This is a genomic window from Candidatus Dependentiae bacterium, assembly GCA_013821315.1.
GTDB lineage: Bacteria > Babelota > Babeliae > Babelales > Babelaceae > JACDHA01.
On record JACDHA010000005.1, the window covers coordinates 15777 to 29958 of the forward strand.

General features: G+C 36.7%; 7 protein-coding genes. 3 read left to right on the plus strand and 4 right to left on the minus strand.

Annotation, left to right across the window (positions count from 1 at the left end):
• Positions 1–79: 79 nt before the first annotated feature.
• Positions 80–1156: a collagen-like protein gene (locus H0X48_01960; protein ID MBA3954061.1), complete on the plus strand. Its 1077-nt coding sequence runs from the start codon at positions 80–82 to the stop codon at positions 1154–1156.
• 54 nt (positions 1157–1210) lie between these two features.
• Here the strand turns inward: H0X48_01960 and H0X48_01965 are convergent, their stop codons facing one another.
• Positions 1211–2728, minus strand: a complete 1518-nt coding sequence (locus H0X48_01965; GenBank protein ID MBA3954062.1) for a 2,3-bisphosphoglycerate-independent phosphoglycerate mutase — start codon at positions 2726–2728, stop codon at positions 1211–1213.
• A 150-nt stretch (positions 2729–2878) separates the two neighbouring features.
• Between H0X48_01965 and H0X48_01970 the strand changes: the two genes are divergently transcribed.
• Both H0X48_01970 and H0X48_01975 read left to right on the plus strand, forming a co-directional pair.
• Complete coding sequence (locus H0X48_01970) at positions 2879–3244, plus strand: hypothetical protein (GenBank protein MBA3954063.1); 366 nt, start codon at positions 2879–2881, stop codon at positions 3242–3244.
• Positions 3241–4005 (plus strand): 16S rRNA (uracil(1498)-N(3))-methyltransferase, encoded by a 765-nt coding sequence (locus H0X48_01975; GenBank protein MBA3954064.1) that lies wholly within the window; start codon positions 3241–3243, stop codon positions 4003–4005. Before H0X48_01970 ends, H0X48_01975 begins: the two co-directional genes overlap by 4 nt.
• A 174-nt stretch (positions 4006–4179) precedes the next feature.
• Here the strand turns inward: H0X48_01975 and H0X48_01980 are convergent, their stop codons facing one another.
• From H0X48_01980 to H0X48_01990, 3 genes are all read right to left on the minus strand, one after another.
• Positions 4180–8511, minus strand: coding sequence for an ankyrin repeat domain-containing protein (locus H0X48_01980; protein MBA3954065.1), 4332 nt, complete (start codon positions 8509–8511; stop codon positions 4180–4182).
• 154 nt (positions 8512–8665) lie between these two features.
• Positions 8666–13276 (minus strand): ankyrin repeat domain-containing protein, encoded by a 4611-nt coding sequence (locus tag H0X48_01985; GenBank protein MBA3954066.1) that lies wholly within the window; start codon positions 13274–13276, stop codon positions 8666–8668.
• Positions 13277–13371: 95 nt separating this feature from the next.
• On the minus strand, positions 13372–14182 hold an 811-nt coding region (locus H0X48_01990; GenBank protein MBA3954067.1), incomplete at its 5' end, for an ankyrin repeat domain-containing protein.

A 14182-nucleotide genomic window follows, 5' to 3' on the forward strand; every position in this document is an offset into this window, starting at 1 on the left:
TAAAGTGAGCAATAAAAAACTAGTATTTGGTTGGTTAAAAAGAATTATTTATTTTAATTGTTGACAAGATTTTTTTGTTATGTTTACTTTCTTTAGTAGTCAAAACCCCCTATTGGAGAAATATATGAACCAAAAAATATCAAAATTGTTTTTACTGTTTGTTATTTTATTTTCTTTACAAAAAGTAATTGCACAAGAACGGTTATCTGATTGTTTTAAAAATAATACAGCAACTACAATAAGATGTAGAAAAAAATGTAGAAAAAAATGTAAACAACGTAGGACTCGCCCTGGTGTATGTTGTTGCCATAATTTGAACGTACAGGCTAACATGGATGTACACGGCAGAGGTCGCATCCGTCATCTCCAGGTAGGTGATTTAGCAGTTAAAAATCAGCTTACTGTACAGGGTGTTGATAGTACTGTTGTAATTGATTTAATGAATCTAATACATAATCTTAGCCCTGAAGAGCTAAGAAACGTTGCAACGGTATTGGGAATAATTGGAGCAGCTGGTCCTCAAGGAGCTCAGGGTATTGCTGGTGTACTGGGAGCTATTGGAGCAGCCGGGCCAGTAGGGGCTCAAGGTATTGCTGGTGCTTTAGGTGCTATTGGTGCAGCTGGTTCAGATGGTCCAGCAGGTCCAGCAGGAGTAGCAGGAGCAATTGGCGCCATTGGAGCTGCAGGAGCACGCGGTGCAATTGGTGCAACAGGAGCTACCGGTATACCTGGTATAGGTGGCATACTTGGCTATGCGTACGTTTATAATACAAGCCCTCAAGTAATAGCCCTTGAAGCAGATATTGCATTTGATTTCAATGGGCTGATCACGTCGGAAATAACCCATTCTCCTGGAACATCTCAAATACAAACTGTTTCTGCTGGTATTTATCTATTTCATTTTTCTGTATCGGGAACTGAGCCAAGTCAATTTGCTCTATTTCAAAATGGAAATCTAGTGGCGGGATCTATTTATGGTTCAGGAGCTGGTACTCAGCAGAATAATGGACAGGTAATAGTAGCAGCAGCCGCAGGAGATGTTTTTACCATACGAAACCATACCTCCGCAGCAGCAGTTACTCTCGCAGCAGCTCCCCCTATTGGAGGAACAGCATCTGCCGTAAATGCTTCTGTTCTTATTGAAAGAATAGCTTAGTTACACGATTAATTTTTTAGAGATTGCTCAAAGGGGACTTAAAAAGTCCCCTTTTTATGGCTTTAACATACTTTTTGGTACAGGTAATTGAAGCTGTTCTAAAATAAATGGTGCTATGTTGGCAAGCTGAGTTAATGGCAATGTATAATGTTTGTTTTTTAAATCTTGTCGAATCATAATAAACGGTACCAGATTAGTTGTATGGGCTGTTCTTGGTTGTTGAGCGGTACTATAAAACATGTCTTCAGCTTTACCATGATCAGCGGTTATATACACAGTTCCGTTAAGTTTTTCTACAGCGCTCGTATAAAGCTTTTGAAGATAGCCATTAAGGTACTCAACTGCTTTAGTTGTTGCTGCAAAGTCTCCTGAGTGGCCTACCATATCTGCATGGGCATAATTGATTATATACACGTCAGCAGGGTTGGTTTCTAGTGATTGTATAACTTGTTGGGTAATTTGTTTGCCAGACATTTCTGGACAATCTTTATAGGTTATACAGCCTAATGAAGGTATTAATACACGTGTCTCCTTCGCACGTAGTATTTCACGACCACCGTTAAGAAAATAAGTGATATGAGCATATTTTTCAGTTTCAGCAATCGAAAAAATACTTTTGTGTGCTTGCTCAAGTACATCAGCAAAGCTATCGTTAATCTGAGGTCTAGAACATAACACACTACAATGTAATTCTGGATAATACTGTATACCTGCCACAAACCATTCAATAGGCACAAGAGTACGATCAAACTTGGTAAAACTTTCGTCTACTAAAGCATGAGTAAGTTGTCGTGCTCTGTCTTCTCTAAAATTAAAAAATATAACTGCATCACCAGTTTTAATGTGTGTATCTCGACTCAGGGAAAGGGGCGGAATAAATTCGTCATAAATAGCTTGTTTATAGTAATGCTCAAGTATTTGTTGCCAACTTGAATACTCCGATGGGTGTAATTCTGTGAGCATAGTATAACTTTTTTTAGTTCGATCCCAATTATTGTCGCGATCCATTGCATAAAATCTACCGTGAATTGTACCAATCACTCCTACGCCAAGTGTAGAAAGTAAAGTTTCTAGCCGAGTTAAATATAAAGCAGCTGATTGCGGTGGTACATCGCGGCCATCTAAAAAGGGGTGTACCACAATATTAGTAATACCTTGAGAGACTGCTAGTTTAAGTAAATCAAGTAAATGCGATTCTAGGCTATGCACCCCAGCATCAGAAAGCAATCCAATAAAATGGAGTGTTTTGTTGCTTTCTTTGATGTATTTAAACTGCTTTTTGAAAATTTCTTCATGAGCATATATATTTTTTTCTAAAGCATGAGTTATAAGAGTTGCTGGTTGTTCTAGTATGCGACCGCTCCCAATAGTCATGTGACCAACTTCTGAGTTGCCTATCATGCCCGGCAGTAGCCCAACAGCAGGCCCTGAGGCCTGTAGCAGGCTTGAAGGGTACTGGTTAAACCAATCCATTATTGTATGTGTTTTAGCATGGAAAATAGCATTGTTTGTACTATCTTGGTTATAGCCAAAACCGTCAAGTATAACTAAAAGAGTAGGTCCTTGTTTCATGCTTTTTATGTTTTTCGATTGATGAACTGGTGTAATAGTAGGTATTTAAGCATATACAAGACTTTATTGAAATGAAAACTTTTTGTACCTATACTAAAAAATGGTAGACTGGTACTACTTAATAAAAATTACTGTTTAAGGAAATTTTCTATGATACGCAGCTCTCTTTTTGTACTTTTTTTATGTTTTAGTGTTGGAGAAATAAAAACAGAAGAATGTAATTCCTTAGATACTAAGTTACTAACAGAACAAAGCATAGAAGTAGTTAAAGACCACGATAGTACGAGCCTGGATGCTGAGTTAGATGATATTTTTAATCCTTCAAAAGACGATGGGCTCCCTATGCCTGACTTTACACCACCTTCACGTTTAACTATTTTTGTGCGTGAATACGGAATACTAGCTCTTGATTATAGTATTACTGCGTTTAATAAATGTTGTACCTTTAAAAGATGGGTTACTGCACAATGCTGCAAAAAACTACTTGCTCTTAAGAAACTGGGATATCAAAAATGAGCCTGTTAAGTGACGTTCATGAATTTGCTTTTTATACACCTTTAGTATCTACACTTATTACAAAACAAGCTCATAAAGATATTCATGAGATTACTGATTCTGAGCTTGTGCATCGCTTAATTACTGTGCTTCGCTTAGAAAAAGGAGATAGTTTTATATTATTTGATAGAAACTACTCGTTAAGAGCAACTATTTTAGGAATACAGTCTAAAAAGTTGTTTATACTCGAAGTTCTTTCTTATCAACAAAACCAAGTGCTGACACCGTTAATAACGTGGGGACTTCCTATCTTAAAGCGAGAAGCGTTTGAAGAAGCTTTATATAGCCTCTGTGAACTTGGTGTAACAGCTATCCAGCCCTTAACAACACGTAAAACAGGCCGTTCTTGGGGTGATGAAAAAGAGTTGCAACGTGCCCAAAAAATCCTTGTAGCAGCTGCTGAACAAGCAAAACAATTTGTAGTACCTGTACTGTTGCCAGTGTTCTCACTAGAACTATGGTTAACTAAGCTTGATAAGGATAATAATTGTCATCTGTTTTTCGATGCAACTGGAGATCCCTTATCAGAAGTTCTTCCAAAAATATCAAAAAACAACTACCAAGAGCTTATAATACTGAGTGGTCCTGAAGGAGATTTGACTCTAGCAGAGAAGGAAGATCTTAAACGCTCTAATTTTATTTTTAGTAAGCTGACTCCAACTATACTCAGAGCGCAACAAGCGGTTACTGTAGGTTTAGGAATTTTACGCTCACTTATGTAAAAATTCTACAATATATATCTTGCCTGCATCTGTAGCTGTCAATAATACATCTCCAGCTTTTACACTTTTTGTATTAAGACTCGCACCAAGTAATATTTGTGCAACGCTTATATAATCCTGGTTTGCAGCTAATATTAAAGCAGCTTCACCACCATTGAGGATGTTGGGCTTACTTTATTTTTGAACATTATTTTTATTGCTCTTTTGACACTGGGCAAGAGCCGCAATTATTAATTGTTTAATTTCTGGGCGCTTATAAACTTTAGCTGCTTTTAAGGCAGTCTTAAGGCTTTCATACTGTGTTTGAGGATCCGATTTTGTAGTAAGTAAGAGCTTAACAATTTCAATGTGACCCTTGGCTACAGCCTGTGTAAGAGCTGTCTGGCCATGTTGATTTTGTGCATTAGGATCTACACCAGGTGCGTTAAGAAGAAGCTCTACAATCTCTGTGTAATCTTTGCTCGCAGCTAAGAGTAAAGCAGTGATTCCTGCTTTATTTAGTATGTTTGGGTTTGCTCCAGCTTCAAGTAAGAATTTTGCAATTGGTATGAAGCCTTTATCTAAGGCTATTATTAAAGGTGTATTGCCCAAATTATTTGGTAAGTTAGGATTAGCTTTTTTTTCAATTAATAACTTTACAATGCCGTTATGGCCAAAGGCGCAAGCTTTTATAAGAGCTGTGTCGCCATGTTGATCTTGTGCATTAGGATCTATCTTAGGTGTGTTAAGAAGCAACTCTACAATATCAGTATGGCCTTTTTCACTTGCAGCTACTAAAGGAAATGTACCATCTGTTGTCACATAAGGATAGGCACCTTTTTTAAGTAAAAGTTCTACAAGCTTTGTGTTTCCCTCGTAGGCTGCTTTTTGTAGGCACGCGTCATGGGGCATAGGAGTGTAGTTTAATTCTGCACCATTTTCTAAAAGCAAAGAAGCTACAGAAAATTGTAATCCTCCTAAAGCAAAGTCTAAGGCATTGCGTCCTTGGGCTTCTCTGTAATTCACTTGTGCTCCATGCTCTAAGAGAAATTTGACGCAATCTATATGACCTTTACCTGCTGCTATCATGAGGCCTGTAATTCTTTGTGCACTAGCATAATTAACATCAACCCCACGCTCTAGTAATAGGGCTATGGTAGCTATTTTGTTGGCACGTATTGCTTCAATAAAAGCTGTCATAAGAGCGTTAGTATCATTAAAGCCAGTTGATAATAACAATGTAATTACATCATTATATCCAAAGGTTGCGGCAATTATAATGGCGAAAATGCTTCTATTGTTTTTTTGCTCTATAAAATAGGGGTTATCGAGCTTTTTGAGCAATGCAATATCTCTAGAGCTAGCTAAAGCAAGTTCGTAGCAATGCAAAATGTGTTCCATGGTCGTTGCATTGATTTTGTTTACATGCTCTCGAGCGGTTGTTTTGTTTTTATCTTGAGTATCAAGAGGTATGCCAGCATCAAGAAGTAACAATGCTATTTCAACTCTATTAAAATCAACAGCGTAATGTAAAGCAGATTTGCCTTCTTTATCTTTAGCAAAGCATTTAAAACCGTTATTGAGAAGAAATTTTATTCCTTCAATATCATTGTGGAGCATCAAATTCGGCATTAATTTAATGATAAATGATTTGTCAAAAATAGTGTGAGCTTGAGGGGTTTTTAACGCTGTTTTACTAGCTTGAGTAGGGGTTAAAAATACTCCAGATGCCATAATCTGATAAATAGCTTCAGTATTGCCGTGTTCGATAGCGTGTGTTAATGCTGTTTTACCATTGCTATCTTGAGCATGGATATCTATTTTTGGCAGACTTAATAGTTTTAAAAGTGCGTTGTTTTTTGGATGACGGGTAGAGAGCATAAGCGGGGTAATGCCTGTGTTAGACGCTTGAGTATTAATCTCTTGAATATCAGTAGAGTCTGTATTATCCTCAAAGTAAATTGAGAGCATAAGAGAAGTGTACCCTTGAGCTTCTAATGCAACTCTTTCTGCTTTGCTTTTTTGTTCTAGTTGACGTGCATCACAGAGACCTTCTTCAATGGTAATAAGCTGTATTACTCGCTCAAATATTTTCTTAGGTACTTTAGAAGCACGCAGTTGTTTAAGCAGGGCAAGTTTTAGATTATCATTAGGCTCAGCCTTATAGAGTATTTCAAATAGTGCAGGTTTATCTTCAAAAGCAGCAGCTATAATGGGTGTTTGCCCTAAGTGATTTGTGCTTGTTAATGTTTGAGGGTAAAGCTTAATTATAAGTTCAAGCAGGGAGCTTTCGTTTAGTTCTAGTGCTTTAAAAAGGTAGCAACTAGCATGTTGATCACTTAATGGTGGTCTGTTAACAAGCAATTGTTCTACCAGGTTTTTATTGCCTGTTGTTAGAGCATCTAGTATTTTGCCTAATCTAAACTGGGGTAGCAGGGTAGCGACAATATCCAAAACGAGATAGTTATTCTCTTCTTGGGCCTTATTCCATAAAAAGTGGAGCTGAGGTGTTGTTAGTTTTTTACTATCAATTAATAATTCAAGCAACAGCGTGTCGGTTGTGGTAGAGGCATGCGTAAGAGCGTTATCGATATTTTTATCAGAGAGTTGCAGATGTACTAGCTGCTGAATAACTGCATACTTTTGAGCTTTAATAGCATATAAAAAGGGTGTTTGACCTTGAGTATTAATAATACTATTAACATGGGGCTGTAGTGCAGTAAGTGTTTCTTGGTTTAGTGTGCCTGTTGAAAGCTCTTGTTTAAACTGTTGTAATACAGCAGTTTTTCTTTCTTGAGCAGCTTTGCGTTTTTGTTGTTCTTGCTCAAGTAATGGTGCCATTTGATGTGCGTATGTCTTTTGTAAAACGTCTTTTATTTCTTGTTTTATTTCTTTACTTACTTGTACAAGATCATAAAGAGTATGACCATCTATGACACAACAGGTATCTGCTCCGGCAGCAAGTAAAAGTACTGTAACTTCTAAATGATTATTTGTACATGCTAAGTAAAGTGCCGTATGTCCAAAAGCATCAGAAATATTTACCAATACTTGATTGGCAAGTAATTTTGAAATCTTTTGTATGTCACCCTTATAGCAAGCGTACATAAGCTCTGTTGCTTTATGTTCGTTGAGCCAGGTGCTTTTTTTATGTACATGTTTTTGCAGTAGAGCTGTAATTTTATGGAGATTACGTTTCTGAGCCAAAGAAAGTGCAGTATCACCTTTATGGTTAGTCGCTGTAGGATCTGCGTGGGCTTTAAGTAAAAACTTAATAAATGGTTCGGCCTTACCCTGTAGGTAATCAATTGCATAACAAAGAGCTGTATTGCCATTGCTGTCTTGTTTATTTGGATCTGCTTTATGCTCAAGCAATAACTGAGTGATTGCTACGCTCAAAGAGAGCATATCATTTGATTGGCGGGCTAGTCGCAAAGCGTGCATGAGTGGTGTTAATCTATAGCGATCTGACATATTGGCGTCAGCAGCCCCATAGCCAAGCAATAACTCAAGTATTTCGATAGACGGAGCTTCTCGTGTTAAGGCATATATAAGGGGAGTTACTCCTTCTTTATTAACGTTATTAATAGTTTTTCTATTAAGTAGGCTCAGTGTAGAATAAAAATCATTACGGTTTAATGCACAAAATAGAGCTTGCTCTCGACCGTTATTTGTGTCATAAAAATCAGCATCTTCTTCAAGCAAGGTGCTGATTAATTGCCAGTCACCATCTTGAGCTGCCTGTTCTAAAGGTGATTTTTGAGGGCCTGTGCCATTAGAATTACTAGTATTTTGTAAAGTTTGTTGATGCTGTGTTACAATTAACCCAGCTTGTTTTCTTTGTGTAGCAGCTTGTTGTTGTAGCGCTATTTTTTCAAGAGTTAGAGGGCTAATAGGCTTGCCACAAGCATATACTTCCGGATAGATAGTTACTATATGCATGCTGCTAGTAATAGCTGGTATAAGTTTGACAATAACAGTTAAAGCAGGCTCATGTATTGTAAGTCCCTTAAGTTTAAATTTATAGGTACTGAAACTATAGGCTGTTTTACCTGCTTGCATATCAAAAGGCTCTAGAATAGTATCCCAATTAAAATAGTTGGTTATCATTTCTACTATATAATTTGTTAATTTATCTGCCGGCCAAGTTATTGGAAAGAATGTTTTAGGCTCGTGATAATAGTGGCCGTTGTAAATAACATAACCAACGTGAAAGTCTTTTATATCGCCATTAGTTAGCACCCATAACTTATCAGATACTTTAACTAGTGTTAAGCCTTGCACAGTTTGAATTGCTTGTGGTTGATAATAATGAAAGCCCAGTAGCTTACGATTGCCGGAGGTGTCGATAATCGGTTGATAGCCAGTAACATGGGTAAGCGCAGGTGCTAAGGGTGTTATATGATGGTGGCCTTGTAATGGTAAATATACCATTGGATTGACAGATTTTTGATTTGATATATCCATGCATAAGAGGGATAGGTTAAATTGAATGACAAGAGATAAAAGGGCACTAAATATTTTCATAGCAAAACTAAATCCTATTTTTAATTATTAAATTTATAATAACTAATTATAAACTATTTAGAAAATAAAACAATTTAACGAGTCTTTTTTATTATAAAAAGCAGCTTTTAATGCTGTAGAGCTTAAGATGTTGTATTTACTTTATTTTTGAACATTATTTATTGCTCTTTTGCCACTGGGCAATAGCGGCAATTAGTAATTGTTTAATTTCTTTGTGCTTAGCTGCTTTTAAGGCATTTTTAAGGCTTTCAAATTGTGTTTGAAGATCCGATTTTGTAGCAAGTAAGAGCTTAACAATTTCAATGTGGCCGTTAGCTACAGCTTTTATAAGAGCAGTCTCATTATTTTCATCTTTTAAGTTGGTATCTGCTCCAGCGTTAAGAAGAAATCTTACCATCTCGGTATGGCCTTTGAGCGCGGCTAACAATAAGGCAGTAGTTCCGCTTTTAGTTTGTATGTTTGGGTTTGCTCCAGCTTCAAGTAAGACTTTTGCAATTGGCATCAATCCTTTGTCTGATGCTATCATTAAAGGTGTATTGCCAAATTTATCTGATAAATTAGGATTAGCTTTTCTTGCAAGTAATAATTTTACAGTGTTGTTATGATCAAAGACACAAGCCTTTGTAAGAGCTTTATCGCCATGCTGGTCTGGTGTATTAGAGTCTACACTAGATGGGTTAAGAAGAAGCTCTACAATCTCTGTGTAACCTTTGTAGGCAGCTAACCATAAAGCAGTAATTCCAATGTCGTTTTGTACGTTTAGGTTTGCTCCAGCTGCAACTAAAACTGCTACAATTGGTATGAAGCCTTTTTCTATTGCTACTATTAAAGGTGAAAAGCCCAATTTATCTTGTAAGTTAAGATTAGCTTTTTTTTCAATTAATAACTTTACAATGCTGTTGTGACCCAAATTACAAGCGTATATAAGAGCTGTCTGGCCAGCTTTATCTTGTGCATTAGGATTTACACCAGGTACGTTAAGAAGCAATTCTACCATATCGGTATGGCCTTTTTCACTAGCAGCTAGCAAGGGAAATGTGCCACCTGTTGTCACATGAGGATTAACACCTTTTTTAAGCAAAAGTTCGACAAGCTTTGTGTTTCCATCGTAGGCTGCTTTTTGTAAGCATGCGTCATGGAGTGTGGGATTATAATTTAACTCCATGCCATGTTCTAAAAGTAAGAGAGCTGCAGGCAGTTGTAAACCTTCTAACGCAAAATCTAAAGCATTTTGCCCTTCGGTATTTCTACATTCAACTTTTGCTCCATGTTTTATTAGAAAATTGATGCAGTCTATATGACCTTTGTATGCTGCTATCATAAGGCCTGTAATGTTTTGTGAATTACTAGCAGAGTTAATATCAACTCCGTGTTCTAATAGCAAAGCTAATGTTGATATTTTATTGTAATGCATTGCTTCAAAGAATGCTGTTTTAAGAGTAGTCATACTATCATTAAATCCAGTTGATAATAGTAATGTAATTACATCATCATATCCACCAATAGCGGCAGCTATAAACGCTAAAACTCGTCTATTGCTCATCTGCTCTATAAAATAGTTATTGGTGGGATGTTTTAACCAATCATTAAGCTCAGTATTTACGGTAATTGGATCAGTTTGGTAGCAAAGCAGAAGGTTATGCATAGTTGTTGCTTTAATTTTACTTGCATACTCTAGAGCCGTTAGCTTGTTTTTATCTTTACCATCCAGAGGTATTCCAGCATCAAGAAGTAACAGTACTATTTCAGTTTGATTAAAATCAATTGCATAATGTAAAGCAGTTTTACCCTCTTTATCTTTAGCAAAGCATGTAAAGCGATTAGTAAGAAGAAATCTTACGGCCTCAATATCATTATGGCGTATTAAAATCGGCATTAGTTCAACAATAAAAGCTTCGTTAAAAAGAGTATGAGCTTGAGGGTTTTTTAGTGCTGTTTGACTAGCGTGAGTAGGTATTAAAAATGCTCCACCTTTTGTAAGATGGTAGATAGCATCAGTATTGCCGTGCTCTATAGCATGTGTTAATGCTGTTTTGCCAGTGCTATCTTGAGCATGGATATCTATATTTGGCATACTTAATAGTTTTAAAAGTGCGGTGTTTTTTAGATGACGCGTAGAGAGCATAAGTGGGGTAATACCAGTTTTAGATACTTGAGCATTAATTTTTTGACTGTCAGTAGAGTCTACGACGTCCTTAAAATAAACTGAGAGCATAAGAGAAGTGTAGCCTTGAGCTTCTAATGAAACTCTTTCTGCTTTGTTTTTTTGTTCTAGTTGATGTGCATCACCTAATGCTTCTTCAATAGAAATAAGTTGAACTACTCTGTCAAATATTCTTCTAGGTAATTTAGATGTACGGAGCTGGTTGAGTAGGGCAAGTTTTAAATCACCATCAGGTTGAGCATTATAGAGTATTTCAAAAAGTGCTGTTCTATCTTCAAAAGCAGCAGCTATAACGGGCGTTTGTCCCAAGTGATTAGTGCTTGTTAATGTTTGGGGGTAAAGCTTAATTATAAATTCAAGCAGCGAACTTTCGTTTAGTTCTAATGCTTTAAAGAGGCATAAGCTAGCATGTTGGTCACTTAATTGCGGTCTGCTGAAAAGCAATTGCTCTAACACGTTTTTATTGCTTGTTGTTAAAGCATCTAGTATTTTGCCTAATCTAAAATCGGGTAGCATGGTAGCTATAAGATCTAAAATGAGGTAATTAGCCTGTTCTTGAGCCTTATTCCATAAAGAATGGAGCTGGGGTGTTGTTAGTTTTTTACTATTAATTAACAGTTCAAGTAACACGCTTTCGTGCATGGTATAGGCTTTGGTAAAGGCATTGTCTATATTTGTCTCAGAGAGTTGCAGATTTAATAGCTGCTGAATAACTGCATACTTTTGAGCTTTAATAGCATGGGTAAAGGGTGTTTCACCTTGAGTATTAATAATACTATTAACATAGGGCTGTAGTGCAGTAAGTGTCTCTTGGCTTAAGCTATCTGTTGAAAGCTCTTGTTTAAACTGTTGTAATACAGTAGCTTTTTTTTCTTGAGCAGCTTTACGTTTTTGTTGCTGTTGTTCAAGTAATGGTGCTATCTGATGCGCGTAAGCTTTTTGTAAAACATCTTTTATTTCTTGTTTTATTTCTTTATGAGTTTGTACAAGCTCATAAAGAGTATGACCATCTATGACACAACAGGTATCAGCTCCAGCAGCAAGTAACAGTTCTATAACTTCTAAATGATTACGTATACATGCTAAATAAAGTGCAGTATGTCCATCAGTGTCAGCAGCATGTATGAGTGCTTTCTCAGCAAGTAGTTTTGAAACCTTTTGTATGTTGCCCCTATAAGAAGCATACATAAGTTCTGTTGCTTTACGTTCATTAAGCCAGGTATTTTTTTTATGTATATGTTTTTGTAGTAGAGCTGTAATGTTAGGGAAATTGCGTTTCTGAACAATAGAGAGTGCAGTATCACCTTTGTTATTGGCCGCTGTAGGATCTGCATGAGCTTTAAGGAGAATCTTAATAAAAGGTTCAGCTTTATCTTGTAGATACACAATTGCATAACAAAGAGCATTGTTGCCATTGCTGTCTTGTTTGTTTGGATCTGCTTTGTAATCGAGCAGTAACTGCGTAATTGCTATAGCTAATTGAAGCATATCGTTTGATTGGTACGCTAGTCGTAAAGCATGCATGAGTGGTGTTAACTTATACCTGTCTGACATATTAGCGTCAGCAGAACCATAGCTAAGCAACAGCTCAAGTATCTCAATAGAGGGAGCTTGTCGTGTTAAAGCATAAATAAGAGGAGTTACCCCTTCTTTATTAGGAGTATTAATTGTCTTTTTATTAAGCAGACTCAGGGTAGAATAAAAATCATTGCAGCTTATTGCACAAAAAAGAGCTTGTTCTCTGTTGTTACTAATTTCATAAAAATTAGCATCTTCTTTAAGCAAGGTGCTTATTAATTGCCAATCGCCACTTTGGGCTGCTTGTTCTAAGGGTGATCTTTGGGAGCCTGAGCCATTAGAATTACTAGCGTTATGCAAGGATTGCTGATGTTGTGTTGCAGAATCTTGTTTTTTTTGTATAGTAGTCTTTTGTTGTAAGGCCACTTTTTCAAGAGTTAGAGGGCTGATAGGCTTACCACAAGCTAGTACCTCTGGATAGATAGTTACTATGTGCATGCTACTAGCAATGGCTGGGATAAGTTTGACAACAACAATTAAGTTAGGCTCATGTGCTGCAAGCCCTTTAAGCTTAAACTTATAAGTACTGAAGCTGTACGGTGTTTTGCCTGCTTGGATATCAAAAGGCTCTAGAATAGTATCCCAATTAAAATAGTTGGTTATCATTTCTACTATATAGTTTGTTAATTTATCTGCCGGCCAAGTTATTGGAAAGAAGGTTTTAGGCTCGTGATAATAGTGACCGTTGTAAATTACATAACCAACATGAAAGTCTTTTATATCGCCATTGGTTAGTACCCATAACTTATCAGATACCTCAACAAGCGTTAAACCATTAGCGTTTCTCATTTTTTGTGGCTGATAATGGTGAAACCCTAATAGTTTGTGATTGCCGGAGCTGTCGATAACTGGTTGGTAACCAGTCACATGAGTAAGTACAGATCTCAGAGACGTTACATGATGATGTCCTTGTACTGGTAGGTACACCACTGGATTGATAGATGTTTGATTTGGTGCGTCCATGCATAAGACAGCTAGGTTAAATTGAATGACAAGAGATAAAAGGGCACTAGATATTTTCATAGCCAAACCAAATCCTATTTTTAATTATAATGAGTCTTTTTTTTGTTATAAAAAGCAGCTTTTAATACTGTAGAGCTCAAGATGTTGTATTTACTTTATTTTTGAACATTATTTTTATAGCTCTTTTGACATTGGGCAATAGCGGCAATTAGTAATTGTTTAATTTCTGGGCGCTTATAAAATGTAGCTGCTTTTAAGGCAGTCTTAAGACTTTCAAATTGTGTTTGAGAATCCCATTCTGTAATAAGTAAGAGCTTAACAATTTCAATGTGGCCGTTAGCTACAGCTTTCATAAGAGCTGTCTCATTACTTGTATCTTTTAAGTTGGTATCTACTCCAGCGTTAAGAAGAAGGTTTACCATCTCGGTATAACCTTTGCACACGGCTAACAATAAGGCAGTGGTTCCACTTCCATTTTGTATGTTGGGGTTTGCTCCAGCTTTAAGTAAAGCTCTTAAAATGCTAGTATGGCCCAGGGCACACGCTTTCATAAGAGCTGTTTCTCCATGTTTATCTTGTAAATTAGGATCTAAAGATACATTAAGCAGGAGCTCTGCAATCTCTGTATGGCCTTTTTCAGTAGCTATCAATAAAGCAGTAGTTCCAATTTTGTTTTGTATATCTGGTTTTGCTCCAGCTTCAAGTAAGGCTCTTACAATGCTAGTATGGCCTAGGGCACACGCTTTCATAAGGGGTGTTTCTGTATGTATGTCTTGTATATTAGGATTGACAGGTACCTTAAGAAGTAGGTTTGCAATATCAGTATGGCCTTTTCCAGCAGCTATCAATAAAGCAGTACTTCCAATTTCGTTTTGTATGTCTGGGTTTGCTCCAGCTTCAAGTAAAGCCCTTGCAATTGGTATGAATCCTTTATCTAATGCCATTATTAAAGGTGTATTGCCAAAT

Excerpts from the sequence above, each read along its gene's own strand:
- H0X48_01960 (MBA3954061.1), top strand. The coding sequence starts at position 80 with ATGTTTACTTTCTTTAGTAGTCAAAACCCCCTATTGGAGAAATATATG.
- H0X48_01965 (MBA3954062.1), bottom strand. The coding sequence starts at position 2,728 with ATGAAACAAGGACCTACTCTTTTAGTTATACTTGACGGTTTTGGCTAT.
- H0X48_01970 (MBA3954063.1), top strand. The coding sequence starts at position 2,879 with ATGATACGCAGCTCTCTTTTTGTACTTTTTTTATGTTTTAGTGTTGGA.
- H0X48_01975 (MBA3954064.1), top strand. The coding sequence starts at position 3,241 with ATGAGCCTGTTAAGTGACGTTCATGAATTTGCTTTTTATACACCTTTA.
- H0X48_01980 (MBA3954065.1), bottom strand. The coding sequence starts at position 8,511 with ATGAAAATATTTAGTGCCCTTTTATCTCTTGTCATTCAATTTAACCTA.
- H0X48_01985 (MBA3954066.1), bottom strand. The coding sequence starts at position 13,276 with ATGAAAATATCTAGTGCCCTTTTATCTCTTGTCATTCAATTTAACCTA.